We start from the raw sequence: 26,155 nt of genomic DNA, 5'->3' as shown, positions 1-26,155 counted from the left end.
AAGAACAGATGGCAGAAGAGATACATTCAAAATTATTGGTTCCTATATCTGTGCAAGCGTTAGTGCTAAGTGATACGCAGAAAAAACTTGCTGACCTCCGTCCCAGAATGGAAAACTATGACCAGAGTTTTTTAGGAGACAGGCTTCAACCTAGGATCAATAAAACCATGACACTAGAAAAAGGGGTGCATCTGCATTGGACGCTTCCTAAAGCATTAAAGCATGCTTTTGTTAATGAAGACGCCGAAATGCAATTTCCGTACGCCCCCAACCGATGGATGGTCATACGACTACAAACTGATAAAGGATTAAAGGACATTCCTTCAAAAATATGGATGGTAGAAAGTGATGTCAAAAATGAAATTAAGTATAAAGGAAATACTCCTGACCCCATTCCAAATTGGGTCGTTCTTGAAAATAATACATTAGGTTTTAAAAATATTGGAAAATCGACCCCTTGGTCTGCAGATTATACAAATAGTGAGACAACTCCCTTAGTACAAGCTGTAGGAGCAGTCAATCCACTATTTGCATCCTTTTATCCTGGATGTAAAAATGTATTCGGTTTTCATGATGATATGGAGGGAGCTGACGTAGGAAGTACGTTTACTTATATCGTTACGGGTTGGTATAGTGATGCAGCTATAGATCCTTTACATGCATCAGGGAGTACTTCGGAGACACAAAAAACATTGGAGTGGATCCAGCAACAATGGAGCACAAATGCTGAAACGTATCCAACGTCTAGTATTTTTCATACAACGCTACACAGTCTAAAGTGGAACAAAAATCAATCGAGTGGTGTTCCCTTAGGAGATGTGCAAGTATATGCAGGAAATACTGCGGCAGAGTCTTTAAGCGCTCAGATTACAAAAAGTTCAAACATTGGTGACCCTGCTGTAGAAACGTTGCTTAATGCACTGCAATATCAACTTCTGGAAGATGATAGAAGTCAACCGAGTCTTTCCAGTATAAAAACAGCAGTGCATCACAGAAGTTTTGTGCCTAAGGATAGGAATATACTATGGGAAGTACTCCGAAAAGAAGCCGATACTAAGCAGCTTCAGGAAGATAAAGAAAGCCGAATCCATTTTCCAGATGATCCAGCATTTCTCGCAAATCTTAAAGAAATAAATCATAAGCAAATACAAGTCAACACCCTATCTGAGGATATTGATCGCTTGCAACAAGAACATTATTTCCTATGGTATAAACAAGCCTTAAAAACGATCGGAAATGAAACTATTGACGATTTTGGCTTCGAAGAATCTAGGAAGCGTAATCTAGAGCTGATCATAAGTAAAAAAGTAGATGTAGATCTTCTTACTAAAGAAATTAATGATCTTATCATCAAGTTAAAAAAACAACCCTATTTATCAGGCCCTGATGCAGATTTTGAGCTGACTCAAAAATTAGAAGATCGCTTTTGGGAACCTAATGACCCAGTACTATTACTATGTGGCGATGGTATAGGTGATACAGACGGACCCACCTTTCAAGTCGTTGATGCAAAGATTAAATGTCGTACACAAGAAGAACTCTTAAACGCATTGCACCTAGAAGTTCCGCACCCTAGTGGTTCTATTCCTGTGACCATTCCGACAACTTCTTTTTCGGTACCAGAGATAGATGTCTTATCCTCTCAAGCCATACCGTATATGATCATTCAGGATTTAGTATATGAATCCCTATTGTTAGATCACGCATTGGCTATAGATATTGCCTTTCTAGCGTACAAGCAAGCGCAGATGGAGCGAGATAGAACGAGTGATATTATAAAAGCTTTCGCGAAAGAAGTTGTCGTTAAAGAACAAAAACATCCAACAGTAAAGGATTCAAATAGCAAGGTGCCAGAACCTTTTTCTATCATACGGTGGACGCAAGCGTGGACGCCTTTATTTATGACTTGGAGAGCAGAGTATACACCTAGTGAAGATAGTATTGAAAGTTTTGATCTTTTGAAAGCATCAACTAATTGGACGTTGGAAGATGGTATTTCATTTAAGAATCAGTCAACAGAAACCACTTCTAAAAGTATCGATTTTGAAGGAATAAGCCCATTTTCTAATGCTGTTTTTGCCAATTTAAAAGAGGTAGTTCCAGAGGAAATTATAGATAAATATGGAAAATTGAATCTGATTGCTCAGTCTTTAAGTGGGTTGAATAAACATCTTTTAATGCAGCTGCCAGGCATTCAATTACCCCCATTTAAATACACACCCGATGTAGATTATAATTTTGAAACCGATTTTGAGATTGATCAGAAAGAATTGGATCTGATAGGGAGTGAAGCCTATGTTTTAGGGTGTAATCCAGGGAAGTCTGATCACACAGATGCTCATCGGTTTTTTCCTTTTAGGTCAGGAATGTTAGAAATCAAAAAACTCTCTATTGTTGATGTATTTGGACAAGAAAGAAAAATAATAGATGATAAAGACAAAAATCTAAACAATTTTGTCACAGAATCTGTAGCCATGGGAGGTGTAAAAGCTACTAAAAATACGCTCATCCCTTTACCACCTCGGATCCTACAACCGAGTAGATTACAATTTCACTGGTTAAATCTGCGTGATGAGGTGATGTATCAAGACACAGGAATGTTGGATACACCTATTTTTGGATGGCTAGTTCCTAATTTTATGGATAACAGCATTATGGTATATGACCATAGGGGACGTGGGGTAGTGAGATTACAGATCTCTGAAGACTTTAGTCAAGAACAAGGACTGGCACTCGCAAAACTTCCCTTTCCAGGAACAGATCAAACCGCCGATCTTTCAGACAACGTACAATTACAGCAATTACTAGACGCTATAGATGCAGGAAGTATTGTTTCAGGAATTATGAATCTTGCTCAAAAAGTTCATGAGAGTTTAACAAAGGCAAGAGGTGTACAAAATAATACCATAGCCTTACTTTTTGGACAGCCTATCGCGTTGGCTAGATGTTCGGTAGGTATGGAGTTGTTGGGATTACCAGCGTTCAATCAACGGTGGGATCAATCTGGTAAGCAAAATTCAGGAGGGATTGAGTCGATGAAGTTTCCGTTGTTTATAGGAGATTTTTCTATAGAAAATGACGGAGTGTTGGGCTATTTTTCTGATGATGATTATACTCGTTTATATGCTCCTCTGAATAGTCCTTTGGATGATCCAGAATTCCGCTTTCGCGAAAGCGTACCCTACTTTAATAAAAGCACTCCGTTAAAGTTGTCACTTGGAGAAAAGCCTCAAAAAGTAACGATCCTACTTGATGCCTCTGCAGGTGTGCAGTTATCATCAGGAATACTACCTTCAAAATTTGTTGAACTATTTAGACATAGCACCAATGGTCTATTAGAATCATTACAAACAAGTTTTATGGTGGCTCCTTTTATTGCAGATAAAGTAGATCCAGGTTTTCCCATTCCTACAAGTATCAACACAGGTTGGAAGTGGACACATAAATCGGATGTGAATACGTGGGAAACGAGTCAGCAGATTGCCGAAGGAAAAAATAAACAACGCTCTAGTTTTAAAAAACAACACCTCTATGAAGGCTGGTTAACGCTAGATCATTTAAAAAAATAAAGAATAATATATAAAGATCATAATATGAGTTATATAACGACAGGTAGTAGCAATACGGTGACTCCAGGAAGTCCAGTAGATCTTAACATACGTATGTCCAGAGAGTCACTAAAAGAGATTCTTTTGATGGGTGTTTTTACAATAGAAGGGCTTGATAGTATTGCAACGGGAGATGCGTTAAAAGAAATGACTTGTATACTGTATGGGCAGAAGCCTGATGATGGGATTCATGCAACCACACCTATAGAAATTGTAACGTTAGGACATGATGACACTAATTTTGATACACAATCCTCTCGTTTTTCAAAACATTTTAGTGATGAATATACTTTTATAGATCTAAAAATACACGCAAAGACTGCTACGATAGATAGTTTAACAGCGAGTTTGAAGATTACTTTTAAAGATAAAAACAATAGGGATGACGGGGGAAATGTCATTTCAAATACGATTAACTTTGAAGTACAAAAAGAACAAACTCAACTAGAAATCCTTTCTTTTACTGCCGATCCTTCTGTACTTCAAGGGGATGTAAATCAGGTAGCCTTACAATGGGAAATTAAAGGAGACACTTTTACCTATAAATTATTAGAAGGTCTTACGGTTTTGGATTCGGGTGAAGGAAGTGGGGTTGAAAACAGAACCTATAAGACGGTACCTCGTATTGGAGATCATTTGTACACTCTAGAAGTTACACAAGGAAATGCGATCGTCACAAAAGGAATAAAAGTAAGAGCGCTAGACAATTCTATGTTATCTCAAAAAGCAAATCCTCAAAGTCCTCTTGTCATAGGAAACTTTTGTGCGAGTCAGAATTCAAATTACCTTTTTAGTCTGATGCTTAGAAAAGAAGGTAATCATGCAGTGATTGATCATATAGGATATACCTCAGAAGGGTTTTCAGGACACTGGGAATCTATACAGCTATCAGAAGATGATAAAGAGGCTATAAAACCTTTTGCGACGTCGCCTATGCTACATCTAAGACGCGTTGGAGAAGTGTATGGTCGTATCCTTTTTATTGGGGGGAGTTATGTAAAACCTTTGGAATGTGAAAATGCCGTCGCCATTATTAATTTGGATAGTGAAGAAAATAAAGTGAGCGTTATGTCTGATCTTCCTTGGGAATCACGGATGGGACATTCGTGTGCTATATTCCCACACGGAGGCGTTGATAAGATTTGGTTATTAGGAGGTGTTGATGAGTATGGGAATGCACTAGAGGATGTTTGGGTGTCTGGTAATGGAAAAGATTGGAATAATTTGAATAAAAATGGAATTGCACAAACTAATAACATCCCAGCATCCATGGATTGGGACGCCCGTTGTCTTGCCGGAATTACAGTGCAGTTGGATGACGTGGGAGCAAAAAAAGCACTTTGGTTAGGAGGGGGATTCTCTGAGATAGGTGGAAGAGAAACGGGAGATATCTGGACGTTTGAAAATGACAAGTGGACCAGCATCTATTGGAGTACATCAAAACCTTTTTCTATTAATGACAACTCTTATTTGTCTTCGGGATTAGCATTCATAGGTAGAGATACCGTACAATCTACAGGAATCGCTACTATAGGGGGATACGATAGGGAAAATGTCAAAAGGTATTTTAATAAAATAAATCTTAGGAACGGATTTTATAATACTAGTAATCTCACAGAATCTACAAAAGCAGGAAGTTTTGATACTAGTGACAATGCGTATGTGGTTACTGCTTATTTTAAAGGGAGTCTATGGTTTATGGTCTATACCAATGAAGGTGATGTGGGGATTACCTACTCAAGTTTATATTATTGGATACCTGTAAGAACCAGTCAAACATTGATTTTATCATAATTAAATATATATATATTATGTCTCAACGATATTCATATTTAAAACATATTTCTACTTTTCTTTTTGTGATTTTGGCAGCAATATCAAACGATCTTTTATCGCAAACTCGATATACTGTAGTGCTACCTGAGGTCGATACAGCGATCCCTCAACGAGATGACAACAACCTAGAAGTATTTGCTGATAACAGCGGAAATGAAACGACAAAATCTTTTTTTAAGTTTGATCTTAATCACTTGCCACAATTTACGAAGGCAAATAGGTATGATGTAAGGCTATATACTGTACCCAATGAAAACACATCCGATTTTTCAACACATACGATAACGGTATTGAAAGGACCCAATACTTGGACAGGAAAAGAAACTAGTCTTAGTAGCTCTGTATTAAGCTGGGCTATAAAAACCAATACAAATAAACCGATAGGTCGTGATGTGGTGAAGAAAAACTCGACTTCTATCAATATGAAGCTTAACCCTAAGGCACTCACTAGCATTCCAGATCAAGTATTATCACTAGCTGCACGATCACCAGAAGAGGGAAAAAAAACATCCTTTTATTCTTCTATTACTTCGCAAAACCCAGGTCTTTTTTCCAAGAAGCCTAAATTAATAGTGCAATATGAGGTAGATCCATTTCCTTTTCGGTCAGATTGGGCACAGCCTTTTAGTAATGCCCAACACGATAGTTATCTTAATTGGAGTACCAATACAACCATCACTCAGCCCTCAGTAAGGGTGTTGCCTAACGCATCTAAAGATCTCTTGGTAGGCGGTGACCCAACGGGTGCGATTGCTATTTATAAAAACCAACCTGTTATTTTTACACAAGCGGCTTCTGGGAATACACCTTTTAAAGTAAAACAGCTGAATGCCAGAGGAGATGTATTATGGTCTCAGGCAGTAGATAATATCATTAAATCCAGACCTTTAATTGATGAACAGGGACGCTTATATTACATTTCTGCTTCCAACGTATTAACGGTATTAGATCTCAACAATGCGGGCGCAATTTTATGCAGTAAACCCCTTTCGGAGGTGACCAATAATCAGATTACCTCTATAAATAATGATGCTACTTTAGGATATGATGGTACACTCTATCTTACTTCAGTTGAGGGTACTGTAGCACTCTCTGCGTATCCACAATTAAAACTACGTTGGAAATATGAGCAAAAAACCAATGAGCGTAATGGTCCCGTATCGCTGAGTCAAGATGAAAGCAAAGCCTTTTTTATTAACGTGAATACGAAATCTGGACAAGAAGCAGGTCGCTTAGTCATGTTAGACAATACAGATGGTAGTGTCTTAGATACTTCGGAGTTACTATTAGGAGGTTACAAAAATGGAAATAACTTTTACATCCCAGCTCCAGTGACTCAGAAAAATGAAAAAGTTTTTGTGCTTAATGGCTATGACAATGCGAATAGGCTTCTAGTTTTTGGCATTAAATCAGAAAGCTTAACAAGTCCAGAAACGATTAGATCTGGGCAAAGTATAAATACAGGCATCTCCCAACCTGCAATCGATGGGGATGGTAATGTGTTTTTTGTGTTTAATAAAAAAATAGCTCGTTACGATACGAAGGAAGCTAATCACGTACAGGTTTTTGCAGATTCGGAAGTGTTGGATAATGCCTCTATTATAGTCACCGATAAGTCTTCAAACATCTATGTATCTAACCCTTATGTCGTAAATAATACGCTTACTAAAACACCTATGAGAGTCGTTGGATTCACCTACGATAAAAAGTTTGCTCATAGCTTTACCGCTCCCATAAACACAAATATTCGAAAAAGCCTTGTGTTAGCTCCCGACGGAACCTTATATACAATCACTGCTAATAATGTGATTGCCATCACCGCAAAGGAGTTAAAAGAGAGAGATATTACACTCTCTAGATTAAATACCAATACCGTATATCGTGCAACAAATACCATTACGCTTACTAATTTTAAGGTGCTTCCTACCGTACATACAATTTTGTATTCTGGAGCTGGTATGGGATTGAAGCCAGGTTTTTCCGTTTCTAAAGGAGCTTCTTTAACCTTTAAAACGGGAAATTAATTTCTAAGTACTAGCAAACATTTTATGATACCTATACTCTTATGAAAACAATACAAAAAATAACATATCTGATCATTCTAGTGTTTACTAATCAAATGATGGCACAAACCGATGCGATAACGATTTTACCGAATGGAAATGTAGGGATTGGGGCAATGACTCCTACTCAAAAACTGGATGTAAATGGAAATATACGTGTAAGTGGGAATATAAATGCGCAAGGAACAGTTCAAGCACAACAACTATCTGTAACTAGTATTATAAATACAACACGAGGGAAGATTCAAGAAAACAATAATGATTTAATTACAAAAGGCACTATTATCATGTGGCATGGAGATACTACAACAATTCCTAAAGGATGGGCTATTTGTAATGGAAACAATGATACTCCAGATTTGAGAAACCAGTTTATCGTGGACGCAGGCGAAAGCTATTCTGTTAATAATACCAGAGGACAAGCAAGGGTTGCGTTGACTGTGGCAGAAATGCCTCGCCATTCGCACTCTGTTTTTACAGGTGTACGAGATATGGGAAATTCTTATGACCGCGATAGTAAAGGTAGACATCCAGCGCATTGGGACGGTAGTACTCGTCAAACAACAAGTACACAAGGAAGCGGGAATTCTCATGAAAACAGACATCATTTTCAAGGCAATACACGTTTTTAACATCAATATGCTTAGTTTAAGTGATACACAAGCCTTGTTACAGCGTATAAAACTTTTGGAAAAGGAAAAGGTAACGCTTTCGCGAAAGCAAAAACAGCTAGAAGACTATTTGAGTCTTTCTATCACAAGAATTGAAAAATTAGAGTTCTTAATAATAATTTAAAATAAATGATATGAAAACACCATCTATCGTAATGACCCTACTATTAGTATTAATGAATGGTCTTATCGTAGCCCAAACTGATGCTTTAACGATTTTGCCAAATGGGAATATCGGGGTAGGAACGACCACTCCAACTCAGATGCTGGAGGTTAATGGTAATATACAAGGTTCATCAGCTTTTCTAGGAAATGCAAATTGGGGAAGTGACCATGCATCTTTCAATCATAAGGTATTTGGGAATCAACAGACACATTATGCATTGTTACATAGAAATGACGGAGAAACCTTTCTCAATGCTTCGTTAGGTAAATCCATACGCTTCAGAATAAATAATGTAGATAAAATAATAGTACACTCCAATGGAAACTTTGGGATTGGAATGACAACCCCTAAAATCATAGTAGATGTGAAGGAAAATAGTATCATAGGTTCCAGTGGTCAATCCGTGAGTCAACATGATGTATCCAATAGAGGGACAAAAGTAAGTTTTGGACATCAAGGGTCAGAATTTGTAGGAATGCGTACAATCATTAGTCCTGGCACCAATGCCTGTGGAAATTCTGCGGATATAGGATTTGACACGTGGGAATGTAATACAAGTACTTCTAGAGAAGTGATGCGTATTAATGGAACAGGAAATGTTGGAATAGGGACCAAAACACCTACACAAGCAAAATTAGTCGTTTCGGGAAATGCGAAATATAAACTAGGTAAATTTCAATGGTTTGCTTATTATCAAAAAGGTACAGGAGTAGCAAGTGGGAGTGATCAAATACCGTATTCTATATATGCTACAGATCGTATTGCAGCACAGCAGTTTAATGCTTTCTCTGACGCTCGTATTAAAACTATTTTTGGAGTGAGTAATGCAGCAAAAGACTTAGAAACGCTTTCCAAAATTAAGATCACTAATTATAGGATGATTGATACCATTACCAAAGGAAATCAAATCCATAAAAAAGTCATTGCCCAACAAGTCAAAGAAGTGTATCCGCAAGCTGTAACTACAGATGTAATAGAAGTGATTCCAAATATATATGAATTAAGTACCATCAAAGATGGTTGGATTCATACGAGCACAAAAGATCTTGTGGTGGGGGACAACCTAAAACTCATTTTTAGTGAAGAAGAAGTTTTAGTCAAAGTGCTGGAGATTAAAGATGATGCTATAAAAGTGGCAAGTGATCAAGAAGGATCTGTATTTGTCTATGGAAAACAAGTATCTGATTTTCATACGGTAGATTATGAGGCGATTGCCATGCTTAATGTGAGTGCGACACAGGCGTTATTAAAACGTATTGAGTTGTTGGAAAAGGAAAAGGTAACGCTTTCGCGAAAGCAAAAACAACTCGAAGACCACCTGAATACTTCTGTTTCTAGAATCGAAAAATTAGAAATCTTATTTAACAATTTAAAGTAAATGATATGAAAACATCATCTATAGTAGCTACCCTTATATTAGTACTAATGAACGGTCTTGTAGTAGCCCAAACCGATGCTTTAACAATATTACCTAATGGAAATGTCGGGGTAGGAACGACCACTCCAACTCAGAAACTGGAGGTACAAGGAAACGGAATCATTAACAGAGTATTTCTTGGAGATGTAGGTCTGGGTGAAAATTGGGCAGGTTTTTCACATAAAAACGCATTAGGAGCTAAAAGCTATGGATTTCTACATCACGTGTATGGTATACAGTCTTTAATTAATATAAAATCTGACCCTAATGGATTTATAGGATTTCGTGTTGATAATCAAGATAAAATGGTAATAAGATCTAATGGAAATGTAGGAATTGGAATTACAATACCTAAAATCATAGTAGATGTGAAAGAAAATAGTATTATAGGTTCGAGTGTTCAACCACAAGACCAACATGACATTAAAAATCGTGGCATTAAAGTAAGTTTTGGTCATCAGGGAACCAACTTTATAGGGATGCGAACACTTGTAGCATCAGGAACAAATGGTGGTGGTAATTCGGGTGATATTAGCTTTGATACGTGGGAATACAATACAAGTACTTCTAGAGAAGTCATGCGTATTAATGGAACAGGAAATGTTGGGATAGGGAGCAAAACACCTACACAAGCAAAATTAGTCGTTTCCGGAAATACCTTGTCAAATGTAGCATATCAAGGATATTACTCATATTTTATATTACATGGAAGACAACAAACTGGTTTTAGAATAGATAATACCAGAAAAGTAACAGAAAAGTACTCGATATATGCTTCTAATCGCATAGCAGCAGAAGAATTTAATGCATTTTCTGATGCTCGTATTAAAAATATTTTTGGAGTGAGTAATGCTTCAAAAGACTTAGAAACACTTTCTAAAATTGAAGTTACCGATTACACGATGATCGATACGATCTCTAAAGGAAATCAATCGCATAAAAAAGTGATTGCACAACAAGTAAAAGAAGTATATCCACAGGCAGTGAGTAGTAACCTTACTGATGTGATTCCAAATATCTATGCGTTAAGTACGATCAAAGACGGTTGGATAAACACTAATACAAAAGACCTTGTGGTAGGAGATAAAGTAAAACTCATTTTTACTGAAGAAGAAGCCCTTGTTGACGTATTAGAGATTCAGAGAAATGCGATAAAAGTGGCAAGTAATCAAGAAGGACAGGTTTTTGTATATGGAAAGCAAGTATCCAATTTTCATACCGTAGACTATGAAGCAATCAGTATGCTTAACGTAAGTGCTACACAGGCTTTGTTAAAACGTATAGAGCTATTGGAAGCAGAAAAAAAGAAACTCACTGGTGATTTTGAAAACTATAAAACGTCTGTGAACGACCGTTTATTAAAAATAGAACGCATATTACAAACCGAAACCGTAATGAATTAAGGACAAACTATTTTTTTCTAAATGCTAAGAATCGCAAAGGAGTCTGGATATTCTTTTTTTAATACTATACCTTCTTCATCATAGGATTTGTACCAATATCCACTTGCATTCTTACTAATAGTAAAACCTAAATCATCAACTTGAGTAACGGTAATATCTAAAGTAAATACTCCTTTGAGAATTATGGCAGAGTATGCTTTCGCGAAAGCGTATTTAACATTCATGTATATAAGTATTTGTGGTAGATATCTTCCAATATAACAGAAAATTACAGCATTTGCGTAAGGTAGATATGGAAAAACAGTAACTCATTGATTATCAATATATTTTGTTTAAATTGAGGTATTATTAACCTTATAAAACGTACTAGTATGTTACAATCAATTTTAAAATTAAAAGGGGCTCAAGAATTAGACAATGTAGCACAAAGACAAATAGAAGGAGGAAGAATTCCTAGAAATCAATGTCATTCTGACGAAGAGTGTCATTACACACAAACCTGTGTGGGATGTATTTGTACAGCACCTGGAGATCCTGTCTAATCAAATAGAATTTACAGTTTTGATAAAGCGAACTTATAGGTTCGCTTTTCTGTTTTTATACGCTTTCGCGAACCTGCCTGCCAGCAGGCAGGAGCATACTCAGAAAGAATATTCATAGAAAACTAGTAATAGATTTACTTACCAAACCACTTTCTAACCGTCGCTTCTGTTGCTTTATTATTGGGGGTAAAAGCGGTATTTTCTGTCCCTCGATATTCAAGGTAGCTAGGAAACTTCCACCATAAAATTCCTGCACACCAAGGTTCGTTCTGAATCCCTTCAAAAATAACTTCATAACACCGCTGTTGATGGATATCATTAAAAGGGGTGTCTCCATCTGCATGTGGGTTTTTCCAAGGTGCTTCTATACTTCTAAATCCTATTTCAGTAAATACAATTGGCTTTTTATACTTCTGATAGACGTTTTTTATTTTGGCTTTGATATTTTTAAAATTAGCTTTTAACTCCTCATCTGTTGCGGTATCATTTTTACTCAAGGGGTAATAAGAATTTAAACCTATAAAGTCGAGATCATTCCAAAAATCAATGTTTTCAAATTCTTTTCCCCAATTGGCTGCATACGTCATATTTCCTTGGTACAAGCCTCGGGTTTTTTGAAACATCTGTTTCCATTGTTCAGGATGACTTAAGGTAGCTTTTACAAACTCAACACCCATGCAAAAGGCATCTATTTGATGAATCTCCGCCAGAAATGCATAATGGCGTATCCATCTGTAATAATAGTTAAAGAATGCGTCCCAATCTGCTTCGGTCTCATAATCAAGAGCTCCTGGCCAGCTATTGCCAAAAAAGACTTGTGGTTTTAAGAGAGATTGCATGCCTAGTTTTTTGGCTTCAAAAGCACTGTGTACAACACCTTGGTCATTTTCAGACCCAGCTCTGCTTCCTATAGAAAGATAGGTTGGCGTACTTTCCATACGGATATAGCTATAAGGAATAATTGCCATCGCATTGCTTCCCATATCATACTGTTTTACAATAGCTTCTGTTGCTTTTTTTGATGTATATCCGTTGTAAATACTATATCCTTCATGTGCAAAGTTGAATCCTTTTAGATACGTTATAGTGGGTTTTACTCGTTTCTTTTTAGGAGATTTCAGGGCTTCTTTTGTAAGATATTGTTGCCATTTAGGTTCTAATGTTTTGATATCTTTTTCAGAAGGTACCCAGTCACTAAATCGTTGCAAGAACAGCTCTTTTCCCCAATGCTCTATCAAAAACCCAACAAAAGAAGCCGTCATACAGTCAGTCAACAAAGGAGATTCTTTTTCGATCAGCTCATTATCAAAAAGTTCTTTGACCGTAAGAACATTATCAGATTCAAAAAGTCGAGCAGACCAATAGGGATATCCTTCTCGTTGCCATTGATCTGTAAAGTACACCGCAAGTCCTTTTGAAAATGCTTTAGATTTTGAATCCCCTAAGGTATGATGAAGAATGAGCGCATTTTCTTTTTCGATATAGTTGTTTTGATATTTTTCATTAATAATGGTATGTACTTCAGTAGTATTGATATCGATATGGGCTTGTTCTGTATTTCCTAATATCAATCCTTTGTCTTCTGCGGTATTATAAATATGATACCCTATCTTAGGAAGATCATGTGTGCTTTCGGTAAAATCAATGATCTTCTGATAGGTGTTTTCTAAATCAGAAATTAATAGGGTAGCATCCTGTTGTGATACTTCTTTTTGGTGTGAAATAAGGGTATAATGTTCCGATTGTGCGATGTTGTTATTTCCTAGGGAGTAATCAAAACGAGTGGTGGGATCTAGTTGCCATTGATCATTAAAATTTCCTAAGAGAATTCTATTGGTATCGCGATAGAGTTCATAATCCATGGTTTGCCAGAAAAAAGAAGCCCCAGCTGTAGCTACGCTACGTTCAAAGAATTTAAAGAGCGTATGCGCATCGTTCCCTGAGAAAAAACTAAACGGGAGCTCATTGTTTTCAGGATTAGGAAAAAAAGAAACAGATAAAATATCAGATGGAGTCGAATACGTTTTTAATGGTACTGTAATCCCTTGATCTGTGATCTCAATAGGCATCGATTTTATAAATCGCTTTAAGAGTGGATGGTCTTGAGGAGTTCCTATTAAAAAAAGAATAGTGTTTTGAATATCTGCTTCTGTAACTTCAGATACAGCTTTATAACGTATAGTTGCATTTCTACGTCTTCCGTTTTGAGGGAGTTGGTTGATAGTATCTAATAACGTCTTGTACTTTCTACTAAGCGTAGCATCGGTAGTTCCATAGACGACAAGAATCTCTCTTTTATCAAAAAAACTACGTCGTAATTGGCGTCGGGTAGGAGTAGTAGAGACAAACGCTGTCTCTACGACGGCTATGTCTTCGTTATTTTCTGCGTTTTTTGTGATGGTTGTAAATGCAAAGGCCCCAAAAATTAACAGCGCAATACCAAATAATAGAATGCCTATAAATGTACGTTTCATAATATGGTATCGGTATAGTTCTTAAATGTACAGTAAAAAGGAATATACCATCTCTAAATATTTATTAAAATTACCGTAAAGATGAGATGGCAAGGACTTGTGAAAATAGGTGCTATTACGTTGATTTTAATAGTATCTTGTCTGTGTCTTAAACATAATCTATCTTCTTGAATTGCATCCGTAAATACATACTTTTAGGAATTTGTTTGTTAAGTAACGTTCTTTATAGTCAGCGTTTACAGGCAAACGGTGGTATGTTGCTCAAAGCTGAAATCACATTAGGCAATCAAAACCAATGGCTTAAGATAGGAGCGTTTGGTTTTGGTGTTTTAAATTATGGGGATGCTTCTATAGAAAGCGGTGTCTCCTTTGCATCCTATCAGTTTTTTAAAAGACATATTAAGAAGAGGTCAGGGATTGCCTATTCTTATGAGGTTTTTGCGTTAGCTGGCGTCGGTAAAAATACCAATCTTTTAGGATCTTCGGTTTCAGAGATGAATAGTGCTATTATTTTTGATTCTCGTAAGAAAGGTGGATTCAATGGGCTAGGATTTGGTTTTGGTAAAGATTATTTACCCAAAGACTTAAAGAGTTATGGGATTCGGAGTGGACAATTTATCATGCGTTTTAGTAATGCAACGCATAGTATTCATACCGTCTTTTCAAATGATTTTAAATTCGGAACTATTTTTAATGGAGAGCGTACAGACTATGCCACCACAGGTTCTCTTACAGTGGGCGTGACAGATATACGAGATCTACATCGTGTGTACCAAGCAGGAATTGCTGTTGAGCTATTTACACCACAGCCTGATTATTCAAGATCGCCCAGAAATTCCATAAACTCTGATGATGGCCGAAAAAATGTATGGTTTACCTTACCACCTTTTAAAGAGCTTTTTTATGCTAATCTCTATGCATTTGGAACCTATCAAGATGAACACTATCAACTTCATTCTAAAATTGGAGTGAATAGCCAGTGGATAGGTGCATACATTCAAAATACATTGCATGATGGTTTTGGTTTAAATCCTCGTTTCCCTTGGAAAGTAGATGAAAAAGATCAATTGTTTTTTGAAATCACAGGAAGTGTAATTTATAGATTAGAAGAGACGTATGATTAGGTCAATCTTACTAACAGCAGCCTTATGCGTATTACTATCAAGTTGTAGTACATACACTACGTTTTATGGAGAAACAGTGACAACGACTGATGTTGATATCAAGACACGGCGCCTAGATCTAAGCTATCAAAATCTGAAAGAATTTCCTGTCGCTGTCGAAAAATTACAAGCCTTACGTATGTTGAATTTGTCAGGAAATACAGAACTTGATATTCCTGCTATTTTAGCATCATTGCCTTATCCTGATAAATTAGAGGTACTTGTCTTAGACAGTCTTCAACTCAAAAAAATACCCGAAGCAGTAAGAGACTTTAAAAATATAAAACAGTTATCTCTTGCCTATAATCCAGCGCTTGATCTAGAAAAAACAATTGCAGTGATTGAAGAACTTCCTTTAGTATTTTTAAATCTAAAAGGAAATCAACTCACAAAACTACCAAAAGAGATCATGCATTTAAAAGCCCTAAAAGATTTAAATCTGTCCTATAATGAATTAAAGGATGAGAATAGCTATACCTACTTAAGTCAGATGTCTAATTTATATTCTTTGTGGTTAGATCATAATACATTGGAGATACTCCCAAAGACTATAGGAATGCTATCTCAAATACGATACCTATATATAGATCATAATAAATTAGCTACGTTACCTGATCTTTCTGGAATGAAAAATACGTGGGTAGTCCACGCAGGACATAACCGTTTTGACATGGTACCAGAACAATTAATAGGTATGCCAGGGTTGTTTTTGGTGCATCTCAATAATAACAACATTGCAACAATTCCTAGAGTATACAGTAAAGAAAAATATACGATGATGGCATTGATATTAGATCAGAATCCGCTTCCAGAAGAAGAACGTCTCTGGGCAGAAAAGACTTTTAAAAAATTCTTTCTGTTGTCTTTTGAACAATCATTTTAAAAAGATAAATAATAGATGTTTTGGATTATTTTGTTTCATTAGAATACTGTATTTTAGACCTCTTTAAATAGAACCATGCAACCAGATCAACTTATAGCTAGATTTCAACAAAGGGACGAAAGTGCTTTTGCAGAACTATATGAACGCTATAGTGAGAATATCTTAGGTGTTATATATAGCGTATTACACGATCAAGAATTATCTGAAGAGGTATTACAAGACGTATTTATAAAAGCATGGAATAATGCAAGTTCTTATAATTCTCAAAAAGGACGGTTTTTCACGTGGTTACTCAATATTGCGCGTAATGCAGCAATAGATAAAACACGTTCAAAATCATTTAAAAACAATAAGCAAAACCAGAACGCTGCTTTTTTCGTAGATATCCTCGAAGATAAAAATGATTTTTCTTCAAAAGTAGATGCTATTGGTATAAAGAAGTATATAGACGTATTAGAACCTATTTGTAAAAAAGTGATACATCTGCTCTTTTTTAAAGGCTATACCCAAAAAGAAACTGCTGAGGAATTAGATATTCCGTTAGGCACAGTAAAAACAAGAAATAGAATTTGTATTAATAAATTAAGAAATGTATTAGGAGTAACGTGATAGATATTCAAGCATATATCGATTCGGGAGTTTTAGAACTCTATGTCTACGGGACACTTTCCGAAGCAGAAAGTCTTGAAGTGTCTCGTCTGGTCGCTTTACACCCTGAACTTAAAGCTGAGGTAGAACAGATTGAAGCAGCCTTGCAACAACTTGCGAGTGCCGCCGCTCCCTATACACCTTCCAATTTTGAAAGTATACAAGCTAAGATTCAATCAAAAGAGGGAGATGGGGTTATTCCGCTTTCGCGAAAGCGTATACCAGCTGCCACCTATCTAGGTTGGGCAGCCGCCGTATTATTATTGGTCGCTGTAGGATATCAATTTACTGAAAAACAAAAATTAGAAGAAAAAATTACCACGATAGAGCGCGAGCAAATTCTTCAGGAAGGCAAAATACTTATAGCCGAAGAAGACTTACAAAAAACAAAAGCCTTATTGGATGTATTACGTGACAAAGATGTCATTGCAGTACCACTAGGCGCGCAGGCAATTGCTCCAGAAGCGTATGCGTCTATCTATTGGGATAAAGAAACAGGCAAAGCCTATGTAGATGTACGCGGATTGCCCACACCTCCAAAAGGCAAAGTATATCAGTTATGGTCGCTTACGTTGGATCCACTTACGCCAACGAGTATGGCAGTACTTAACCAATACGACACCGACGGTACTCAGCTTTTTGAAATCGAAAACCCAAATGCCTCTGAAGCTTTTGGAATTACCTTAGAGCCTGAAGGTGGTAGTGCTTCTCCAACCTTAGAACAACTCTATGTACTTGGAGTTGTGGAGCCTTGATCAACAATTCTTCAAAAATACCCTTTCAAAAATGAGGTAAAAGACTCTATGAAAATAGGGGAAATGTAACCTCGTATCTTATAGGTGCTATTTATCTTTGAATCAGATTTTTAAGATTTTATTTAATTCAAAAATAATAAGCATGAGCGATATTAAATTTACAACCAATAATGAGGTAGTCGTTGAGACTTTTGGTCTTAAAATTACGGGTGCAGATTTAAAAATGGATTACACTCCAAGAAGGGCAAATAGTTCTCCTCACAGAAGGGCGATTGTACATGACTATACGGATGGATTAACACTCAATTGGGCAAATGACTACCCTGGAGGAATTTCATTAAATGGAGACGTAAAAGTTTCAAAACTTTCAGGAACTCATCTTAGAATACATCATCATGACTTACATCTTGATAACGCTGGACGTAGGACAACTACGGGAGGTAGTAGAAGAGCGATGGTACACGATTATGATGATGGATTGACATTAAATTGGGCAAACGATTATCCTGGTGGTGTTACCATTAGAGGAGAGGTAAATTGTCCGCAAAGGCTTATTGTAGCAGGAGATGATATACGTAGTTTGATTACTAGTATGGCTAGTAGATTAAACATCTTAGAAAATAAGGTTGCTGTATTAGAAGCAAATTCATAATTAAAAATAGACGTATGTTATCTACTAGAAGCGCTTTTTCATGTATAGGAAGATCAAACGGAATCTCAGTTTTGAGAGATTTATTCGGGTATTCTGAAGTTCCTAAAGAGATTTCTTTAAGAGCTCAAATTGAGGCTCTTGAAAACAAACATTATCATGTAAATGTGATTATGGTAGCTCCTGAAAATTATTTTTCTGGTGCAAGACGGCAAATTTGTTATTCACTACAAGTAACAAGAGAGATTTTTTCTAATGTAAATTTTGGCATTGGTCGTATAGAGTGGTATCAGATTTCTGAAGCTGAGGCTGGGGATCTATCTGTAACTGATAGTAAAGGGGAAGCAAGAGAGTTAACATCAGATTGGACGGTTCAAAATGATGGGTTAGATCTTTTTGTTGTAAGATTAATGACAGATACAGATGGTTGGTCTGCCGTTAATGGGAGTTGTGATAAAGATAGCAAAGGATTTACAGGCTCTGTCGTAGAGTTGTATTCTGGAGATGATGATTATGCTGCAAATGGGTTTGCTCATGAAATGGGTCATTATCTTGGATTAAATCATATAGAAGACCCTAATAACTTTATAGGAGGAGATGGTAGTTCTAATAGTAACACAGCTATTTTGAATTCGCAAGGAAACACTATGAAATCACATTGTTTTGTAAAAAATGGGTGCGATAATACTATTTAGAATTGCATATAAATAAATGTACATTATGAAAGATTATATACAGCAGATTTTTGACTACAAACATAAGCTCACCAAGCAGAAACTCCAAAAGCTAACAAAAGCAGATATCAAAATGCTTTTTAATGCCTTAAGGTCTAGGGATCCTAAAATTAATTTTAAAAAAAATATCCAAATTCTTTCTACTATTGTACCTGATATGGTGAGAGAAGAATTATACAAGATCGTTCTAGATCCTAAAGAGACAACATACATACGGACTTTATCTGCTAGTTGTCTTAATACTATTTATGATGATAAAGCGGAATTAGTATATTTGAAATTATTGAAAATTAAAGATCAACCAAATGATCTTAAAAATAAACTTATCAAGGGCTTAGGTAAATTTGGAACAAAAAAATCATTGCCTTTATTAACTAAGTTACGAGAAGAATCTCCTATGGATAGAATGTTGGTGTTGAGCACTTTGCTAATCACTAGTAAATATCAACTTCCAAATAGATTAAAAATTGATTTTGAAGCTATTCCTCAAACTAAACAAGGGAAGAGGCAGAAAATCAAATATGAACATCAAAAGTCAGGTGTCAAAACTCAATCTGAAGTATATGGAATGAAATATTCAAAAGAATGTATATGTTATGAATGTGCTTCTGAAGAGCATACCCTTTTGATTAATGAAGAGGTATCTTCTAGAAAAAGATCCTACTCTAAATTACTAGGAGTCTTACAAGCTAAGTTTATAGGTGATACTACATTTTATACCAAATTATTGCTTTTTCTTGATGCAACAAATATATATGATAAACGTATACTAGGTTTCAGAACTGATGGGTTACTTGCTTATGCAGGAAAACTAAATAAGGACGGAAGTTTTTCCGTAAATAGTGTTAAGAAGTTTGGATCAGATCAAGTAAAAATAACGGGTCAAATAATTAATAATAAGGTTGTTTTAAATGAATTTTATTCAAGCAATACATTAACACCAAGAAAGAGACCTGTAAGAGTATTATAGCATATTAATAGCGTATTGTTTTATGAAAAAAACGCCCTATTCAAGTAACCAGCAAGAATAGGACGTTCAACAAACAAAGTCAAAAAACAAACTTCCACCATAATGGCTTTTTATTTTTTTAGGTTTATAGGTTTTTTATAGCGCTAGTAGTCACAGGGCCTAATTCATAACTAGCGTCTAGTAGTTCTTTTTTAATAGGTGCTACGCGATCATATAATCCGTTGGCTTTGTAAATTTCAGCAAGATGGTAGTTTGCTACAGGCTCATAAGTCTTATTTGCAACATACTTTTCTGCAATATCTAAGGCTTTTTTATAATCTCCTTTTTGTTGGTAAACGTACGCCAGTAAGTCATAGGACTGTGGAGTAGGTCTGTTTTCTACTTCTTGTTGGGCAATTGCAAGTGCTTCATCATAACGGCCTTCCTTACCAAGAAGAATTTCTGCCGTATAGGTATTGTACATCACTCCATAGGCAGGATTTTTTATGGCTTCAAAATACGCCGTGATATATTCTTTCTGTGAAATAGGATCATTTTGATATTCGGCTATTTCGGCTTTTAATAAGAAGTAATCTGGGCTTTGATGCTGTTTTTGGATAGCATCTAGGATGCGTAAAGCTTCTGTTGGATTTTTCTCATGTGAATAAGCAATCCAGGCGATCCCTTTTTTCGCGTAAGCGTTATTAGGATCAATAGCGAGTGATTTTAAGTAGTGTTTGTAAGCATCTTGGATACGTCCTGCATGTCCGTAATAATCAGCAATGTTGGTATATGTCCATAACTCTAGGGCTTCATTATTACTGTATTCTGCAATGGTCTTGGCTTGCTCCATATAGTGAATGGTCGCATCGAGATCACCTTTGTAATCGTTCCATTTGGCAAGACGGATAAGGTAATTAAAGTCAGAAAAATCAGTGATTGATTTTAAATAGGCTTCTGCATTGTCATAATCCCCTAATTCCATTGCAACGTCAAATTGCATGAGTTGCGTCGCTCTTTTGTTTGGAAAGAATTTTTCAGCTTTCGCCAAAGCGTGTAAAGCATCTTTAAATCTATGTTGGGAGATGAGATTTTTTGCCAATGCTCTTAGATACGTGTCTTTGCCAATGTAAGCGTTATCTGCTGCTTTTTGTAAGGCTATTTCTGCATTTTTAAGAGATTCGATAGTGCCTTTGGTTTCAAAGAGTGCAGTGTATTCTTGGGCACTTTTTCCTAAGGCAATGATTTGGATACTATCTTCTTTGATTCTTGTATTCCAGAACTGTAGGTGTTGTGTGGTTAGGTCTTTGCTTGGTGTGTCTTGGTTTACTAAATAGATGTTGTAATCTTCTGAATCTGTAATTTGTTTTTCTTGACACGCAAATAGAAAACACAGACATATTACTAGGTATATTGATTTCATTTTGTGTTTTTTTTGATGTTGTTTGTGTATGCGGTATTATTTTAAAAAGGAGTTTGCTTTTTCGGCAAACTCCTTTAGAGTTGGGGCTATTAATTATGCGGATTTTCTAAGTATGGGAATGAGCTAGAAGGAGTTTCTCCAGCAGCACTTACACCATCGGTTACTAAAATAGGTAGGTCAGGGGTACCATCACCATCTAAATCTTGTCCATTAAAACGATCTCCATTTTGTCCTCCAAAAAACAGGATTAAAGAAATGTCTATTACATCATCTGTAAGCGTACGACCTGTTAATATATTTGTACCATCAAAATATGAAGTAGGATTATCAGGTGCTACTTGTAGTACATCTGACGCTAGAATTGTAGTCAATGTAGTAGCATCTAGCCCTAAAATATTAGTTTCATATTCTACGCCAAAGGCTGCGTGTAAATCTACAGCACGTTGTAAAAATATAGGCTGAAATGCAGCTCCTTGTGCTGAAGGAATCGTTACGTTAAAGGCATTTTCTGTTGTATTGTCTGGACTTAATACGGTATTGATACCTGGACGTCCCATTTGATCTTCTTGTGCAAATGTTCCTGTAAAATCAACGGCAATCATTCCTCCGTCATCATCTGTTGTGATTACCACAGCATCATCATCATTACCACAACTCATGAATCCAATCATAGTTAGTAAGACGAATAGTATTTTAAAATTAGTATGTTTCATAATATGTTTTTTTATAAGATGGTTTATTGTTTTCTTTTAGCTTCTACCCACGTGTTAAATACTTCGACACCTGTTCCTGCTGGATGTGGGAATGTACCTCCTAAAAGGATGTTTGGCACTTCAACAACGATAGATAAAACGTTTGTTCCATCAAAGTCATCATTTCCAGGAACGTTAAATCCATTGGGAGCCATACCGCCTATAACAGCATTAAATTGGTTAAAATCAAAGAAGAATGGGTCTTCACGTAATCCAGCAAAGTAAGAAATACCATTGGCTGTTGCTGTAGTCGCAGTACCTCCTGCAGAGATATCTACTTGTCCAGTAAGTGAAGTGTTTGCATCAATAGTACTATTAAGTCCTGTTGCAGTAGGAGCATAAGGACCAAAGAAATACATAACTCCATCTCTTGGAATAGCTTGAATAATTAAATCTTCTACAAGATCTCCATTGGTGTCAATGTTAATCTCTACAAGAACATTCTCATCAAATTGTGCACTACTTCCTGGAGGGAGTAATCCTTGTACGTTGGCTACAAAAACAGTGTTGTCTGCTGTAGCGCCTTCAAAGGCATAAAAATCGGTAATGTCTGCAGTAGTGCCTGCAACATCGGGCGCATCAAGGTGATCTGCAGCAACGAGTACGCCTGTAATCACTAGTGCAAGGCAAACACCGATCGCTAATAAACTTGTTTTTTTCATAATAATAGTTGTTTTTAAAATTGTTTTACACCGACACTTACGAAGATGTGCAAGGAGCGGTTTCGGCAAGAGTGTTAAAATTTTCTTAACAAAAAAACTATACTATAATTCTTACTTGTATTTTAAGTTTCTTTTTTAAAAGAAAAGACCTAATTTAGTTCGCTATCAAAAACATATTATTGTGGGAAAAAGTGAAGTAACATTAGATCTTTTCATTCCAAAAGTAGTACTACTATTGTATCTTATTATAGGAGTTATTCCTAGATTTGAATCTGTTGACCCTATTGGTTCTCAATGGTTTTACTTTTCTGTGATTAATTTACTGAGCCTTTTTTATATCTATGCAAATAGAGAAAAAATCACAGTCTTTAAAAGACAACGCCAGGTATACTTATTTTTTGGAAGTTATATTGCCTTCTTTTTTGTAGCAGGGATTTCTATTTATGGAGCGCTTAATATTTCTGAAGGAGTTAAGGATCTTGCTAGAATTGCTATTACACTTATTGCCGTTATGAATTTATTTTTGATTTTAAAGATAGCTCCTAAAGCGTTATTTGAATATATAGTGAAGGTGTCTCACATTCTTGTGATTTATATTGCTATTCAAGTGATTTGGGTATTTATAGATAGTGATATCTATAGAAATGCAACATTATTAAAAGAAACTGCATTAGGGACTTATGGAACTCAGAATGCAACCGCTGCAACTTTAGCAATTCAAATTCCTTTTTTATTATGGGGGCTTATAAAGCATATTGGTAAATGGAAAATAGTTAGTATTGTTAGTTTACTTTTGGGTATTTCTGCATTACTTTTTATAGGAGCGAGAACAGCTGTTTTAAGTGCTATTTTTTATGTAATTATTTTTCTAGGATATCTCATCATAGATAGTGCTCGCAAGAAAACAATAGGAGTTTCTTTAAAAACGGTATTACTTCCTTTTTTGGGAGTGTTACTCGTATCTTATCTTTTTGCTACAAATATTAATAGAATTGAGGCGTCAAGAGCAAATACATTTAATGAATTACTATTTGCTCCATCATTAGATTCTGATATAAAAAAGAAGAAATCTTCTGGAGATCAAAGAGGATTTGTGAGTTATGATAGTGGTCGTGGTATATATTATGAAATGGCTTTTGATGATTTTACATCTCATCCTATTCTTGGAGTAGGAATAGGAAATTGGAAACTTTCTAATAAGGATAAATATTTTGCCAATTCAAAGATTGATAAATTTATATACCCATTACGAGTACATAATGATTTTCTGCAAGTGCTTGCAGAAGTAGGAATTGTAGGTTTTATAGCCTATTTGTTTATGTTTATAATTCTTATATTTTCTATTTTAAAATTATTTTTCATACATCAAAATCACGAGGATCGATGGATTTATACTGTTATTACGTTGTCACTCTTAGCCTACGGATTTGATGCTTTAATTAACTTTCCTCTGGAGAGGACTCCTATCCAAGGACATTTTGTGGTACTTGCTTCTTTAATTTTAGCTTTCTTTTATACTAATTATAAAAAAGAAGATGCTAAGAATGTCATTATAGGAATGCCTATACTTATGGTAGTAGCCATTTTTGCTTTAAGTGCATCTGTTATTACTTATATAAAATACACATCGTATGTAACACAAAATTATGTGCTTGCCGACACTACTGGTAAAAACCTAATGAAAGATACATACGTCATGTCGTATGATAAAATTGTACAAGACCTTTCAGGCTTTTTTAGTATTGCAGGAGTAGGAAGACCTAATGAGCACGTAAAAGGTATGTATGCTATGAGTGAAGGTAGACTTGATAAAGCATTGTATCATCTTGATAAAGCAATAGAAGAAGCTCCTAACCACTATGAATCAAAAATGCTAAAAGGGATTATCTATGGGCAACGTAAGATAAATAACGACAGTGCTATCTTTTACGCAAAACAAGGTTTTGAAAAGTATCCAGCCATAAAAAATAATTATATAATCTTACTAAATGCATATAGAGCTAAAGGGGATACTATAAGTTATTTTAATACGATCGATACCTTTTTAAAACGCAATCCTGAAGACATTAGTCAATGGCAACTTAAGAGTAAACGTATTATGGACTTCTATAATGATACAGATGGCGCTATTGCAGTCATTGATGAGGCATTGGAAAAAAATCCAGACGATGAGACATTAATTGCTTACAGAGAAAAATATACTGTAAAAAATAGCGCTACAGATATAAAGGGTTGGTATGCAAAAGCATTTGAATTTATAGAACAAAAAAAATATGCAGAAGCCAAAGAGGAGTTTTTAAAGATCCTAGAAGTGACACCTTCTAATAATCCAACCTTATTGAATCTAGGGATTATAGAAATAAAATTAAAACAATACAACGCTACTATTGAGCATCTTACAAAGGTAATAGATTCTAAAAAATATAAAGATGGGCGTGCTGAATACAATAGAGGTCTTGCTTATGAAAGGCTAGGGAAAAAAGATAAAGCAGCGATAGATTACACCCGAAGTAAAGAATTAGGGTATAAGCTAGCGTTAAAATTAAGTGATAGTAAATTTGAATAAATGCAACATATTTTAGGAATAGGATCTCGTATAGATCACCCAACGCATGGTGTTGGCGTAGTGACAAATGTAACTTCAGAATTATACTGGGTTACATTTATAAAAGATGGTTTAGAAACCATTACCATAGATGATACATTTGATGTTATTGAAGCAGTCGAAGATGAAGTAGATACAGTAAGCTTGTATGAGGTAGAAAAAAGTTTAAAAAATTTACTGAAGCGTTATAGTGATATCTCTGAAGTCGTTCCCATAGCAGATAAGTGGAAAGGAGGCACCATCACGTTGAATCCTAAAGATTCAAATCTCAGTTCTAAAGACATTCCTATTGATACTTTTTTTCATAAAATAGTGATGGTACGTGATCGTGTAAGGGTGATGGAACAAAAAATTAATGCCAGTAAAACATTAGATGATCAAGATAAAATAGATTTACAGCAATACCTTACTAGGATTTATGGAAGTCTAACAACATTTAACGTACTCTTTAAAAATACAAGTCAAAACTTTAAAGGGGACAGCTCAAAGAAATAGAAAACGTTTTTTTACGTTGTTATGCTATGCTACTAATTCAAGGATATGTCTATGAGTATGATTGGTTAATTCCTTATGTGTTAGGAGCATTAGGGCTATGGGTTCTTTACATTTTTTTTAGAATTTTTGAAAACTGGTATGCCAATAGATTTGATCGATTACTCTACAGAGATATCTTCATTTTTAGAACGCTTTCGCGAAAGCAAAAAGAAATTTTAGAAAAAGAGTTTCATTTTTACACATTACTTACCGCCAAA

The 26,155-nt window shown here is 35.6% G+C and carries 23 protein-coding genes; 18 read left to right on the top strand and 5 right to left on the bottom strand.

Annotated features, from left to right (window positions below; all coding sequences use genetic code 11):
- Positions 1-8 precede the first annotated feature (8 nt).
- The 7 genes from Q0505_RS05820 to Q0505_RS05790 are packed head-to-tail and all read left to right on the top strand — an operon-like array spanning position 9 to position 11,164.
- Positions 9-3,569, top strand: a complete 3,561-nt coding sequence (locus Q0505_RS05820; protein ID WP_299210109.1) for a hypothetical protein — start codon at positions 9-11, stop codon at positions 3,567-3,569.
- Between the two features lie 24 nt (positions 3,570-3,593).
- Positions 3,594-5,402, top strand: coding sequence for a hypothetical protein (locus Q0505_RS05815; protein ID WP_299210107.1), 1,809 nt, complete (start codon positions 3,594-3,596; stop codon positions 5,400-5,402).
- A gap of 17 nt (positions 5,403-5,419) precedes the next feature.
- The gene (locus Q0505_RS05810) at positions 5,420-7,468 is read left to right on the top strand and encodes a PQQ-binding-like beta-propeller repeat protein (protein ID WP_299210105.1); all 2,049 of its coding nucleotides are present in this window, start codon (positions 5,420-5,422) and stop codon (positions 7,466-7,468) included.
- A gap of 41 nt (positions 7,469-7,509) precedes the next feature.
- Positions 7,510-8,139 carry a hypothetical protein gene (locus Q0505_RS05805; RefSeq protein ID WP_299210103.1) on the top strand — a complete coding sequence of 210 codons (630 nt, stop codon included), beginning with the start codon at positions 7,510-7,512 and terminating at the stop codon, positions 8,137-8,139.
- Positions 8,099-8,302, top strand: coding sequence for a hypothetical protein (locus Q0505_RS05800; protein ID WP_299210101.1), 204 nt, complete (start codon positions 8,099-8,101; stop codon positions 8,300-8,302). The genes Q0505_RS05805 and Q0505_RS05800 overlap by 41 nt, the downstream gene beginning before the upstream one ends.
- Before the next feature lie 10 nt (positions 8,303-8,312).
- Entirely contained in the window at positions 8,313-9,722 is a 1,410-nt protein-coding gene (locus Q0505_RS05795) for a tail fiber domain-containing protein (protein WP_299210099.1), read from the top strand.
- 5 nt (positions 9,723-9,727) lie between these two features.
- Positions 9,728-11,164: a tail fiber domain-containing protein gene (locus tag Q0505_RS05790; RefSeq protein WP_299210097.1), complete on the top strand. Its 1,437-nt coding sequence runs from the start codon at positions 9,728-9,730 to the stop codon at positions 11,162-11,164.
- Between the two features lie 17 nt (positions 11,165-11,181).
- On the opposite strand, the gene Q0505_RS05785 is transcribed toward Q0505_RS05790, so the two are convergent.
- Complete coding sequence (locus tag Q0505_RS05785; protein ID WP_299210096.1) at positions 11,182-11,388, bottom strand: hypothetical protein; 207 nt, start codon at positions 11,386-11,388, stop codon at positions 11,182-11,184.
- A 147-nt stretch (positions 11,389-11,535) separates the two neighbouring features.
- On the opposite strand from Q0505_RS05785, the gene Q0505_RS05780 reads away from it, so the two are divergent.
- A complete protein-coding gene (locus Q0505_RS05780; protein ID WP_299210095.1) occupies positions 11,536-11,706 on the top strand; it encodes a hypothetical protein in 171 nt (56 codons plus the stop codon).
- 134 nt (positions 11,707-11,840) lie between these two features.
- Here Q0505_RS05780 and Q0505_RS05775 read toward each other — a convergent pair whose 3' ends face one another.
- On the bottom strand, positions 11,841-14,180 hold the full coding sequence (locus Q0505_RS05775; RefSeq protein WP_299210093.1) for a glycosyl hydrolase: 2,340 nt from the start codon (positions 14,178-14,180) through the stop codon (positions 11,841-11,843).
- Between the two features lie 167 nt (positions 14,181-14,347).
- Here Q0505_RS05775 and Q0505_RS05770 point away from each other — a divergent pair, with 167 nt between their 5' ends.
- The 7 genes from Q0505_RS05770 (at position 14,348) to Q0505_RS05740 (ending at position 19,982) form a co-directional block, all read left to right on the top strand.
- The gene (locus Q0505_RS05770) at positions 14,348-15,304 is read left to right on the top strand and encodes a hypothetical protein (RefSeq protein WP_299210091.1); all 957 of its coding nucleotides are present in this window, start codon (positions 14,348-14,350) and stop codon (positions 15,302-15,304) included.
- Positions 15,297-16,226 carry a leucine-rich repeat domain-containing protein gene (locus tag Q0505_RS05765; protein ID WP_299210089.1) on the top strand — a complete coding sequence of 310 codons (930 nt, stop codon included), beginning with the start codon at positions 15,297-15,299 and terminating at the stop codon, positions 16,224-16,226. The genes Q0505_RS05770 and Q0505_RS05765 overlap by 8 nt, the downstream gene beginning before the upstream one ends.
- A gap of 75 nt (positions 16,227-16,301) precedes the next feature.
- Entirely contained in the window at positions 16,302-16,835 is a 534-nt protein-coding gene (locus Q0505_RS05760) for a sigma-70 family RNA polymerase sigma factor (protein WP_299210087.1), read from the top strand.
- Positions 16,832-17,629, top strand: a complete 798-nt coding sequence (locus tag Q0505_RS05755; RefSeq protein ID WP_299210085.1) for an anti-sigma factor — start codon at positions 16,832-16,834, stop codon at positions 17,627-17,629. The genes Q0505_RS05760 and Q0505_RS05755 overlap by 4 nt, the downstream gene beginning before the upstream one ends.
- Positions 17,630-17,771: 142 nt before the next feature.
- Positions 17,772-18,281 carry a hypothetical protein gene (locus Q0505_RS05750; protein ID WP_299210083.1) on the top strand — a complete coding sequence of 170 codons (510 nt, stop codon included), beginning with the start codon at positions 17,772-17,774 and terminating at the stop codon, positions 18,279-18,281.
- A gap of 14 nt (positions 18,282-18,295) precedes the next feature.
- Positions 18,296-18,973, top strand: a complete 678-nt coding sequence (locus Q0505_RS05745) for a M12 family metallo-peptidase (protein WP_299210081.1) — start codon at positions 18,296-18,298, stop codon at positions 18,971-18,973.
- 25 nt (positions 18,974-18,998) lie between these two features.
- Positions 18,999-19,982: a hypothetical protein gene (locus tag Q0505_RS05740; protein ID WP_299210079.1), complete on the top strand. Its 984-nt coding sequence runs from the start codon at positions 18,999-19,001 to the stop codon at positions 19,980-19,982.
- Positions 19,983-20,106: 124 nt separating this feature from the next.
- Here the strand turns inward: Q0505_RS05740 and Q0505_RS05735 are convergent, their stop codons facing one another.
- From Q0505_RS05735 to Q0505_RS05725, 3 genes are all read right to left on the bottom strand, one after another.
- Positions 20,107-21,384 (bottom strand): tetratricopeptide repeat protein, encoded by a 1,278-nt coding sequence (locus Q0505_RS05735; protein WP_299210077.1) that lies wholly within the window; start codon positions 21,382-21,384, stop codon positions 20,107-20,109.
- Positions 21,385-21,473: 89 nt separating this feature from the next.
- Positions 21,474-22,097, bottom strand: a complete 624-nt coding sequence (locus Q0505_RS05730) for a DUF4331 family protein (protein ID WP_299210075.1) — start codon at positions 22,095-22,097, stop codon at positions 21,474-21,476.
- 23 nt (positions 22,098-22,120) lie between these two features.
- Positions 22,121-22,798, bottom strand: coding sequence for a DUF4331 family protein (locus Q0505_RS05725; RefSeq protein WP_299210073.1), 678 nt, complete (start codon positions 22,796-22,798; stop codon positions 22,121-22,123).
- A 181-nt stretch (positions 22,799-22,979) separates the two neighbouring features.
- Between Q0505_RS05725 and Q0505_RS05720 the strand changes: the two genes are divergently transcribed.
- The 3 genes from Q0505_RS05720 to Q0505_RS05710 form a co-directional block, all read left to right on the top strand.
- A complete protein-coding gene (locus Q0505_RS05720; protein WP_299210071.1) occupies positions 22,980-25,364 on the top strand; it encodes an O-antigen ligase family protein in 2,385 nt (794 codons plus the stop codon).
- Positions 25,365-25,898 carry a hypothetical protein gene (locus Q0505_RS05715; protein ID WP_299210069.1) on the top strand — a complete coding sequence of 178 codons (534 nt, stop codon included), beginning with the start codon at positions 25,365-25,367 and terminating at the stop codon, positions 25,896-25,898.
- A gap of 26 nt (positions 25,899-25,924) precedes the next feature.
- Positions 25,925-26,155, top strand: a 231-nt coding sequence (locus tag Q0505_RS05710) for a hypothetical protein (RefSeq protein WP_299210067.1), incomplete at its 3' end; no start/stop codon positions are given.

The organism is uncultured Dokdonia sp. (genome assembly GCF_937910895.1).
Taxonomy (GTDB): Bacteria; Bacteroidota; Bacteroidia; order Flavobacteriales; family Flavobacteriaceae; genus Dokdonia.
The sequence above is the reverse complement of the archived record's forward strand: the minus strand, read 5'-3'. Positions and strand labels throughout refer to the sequence as shown.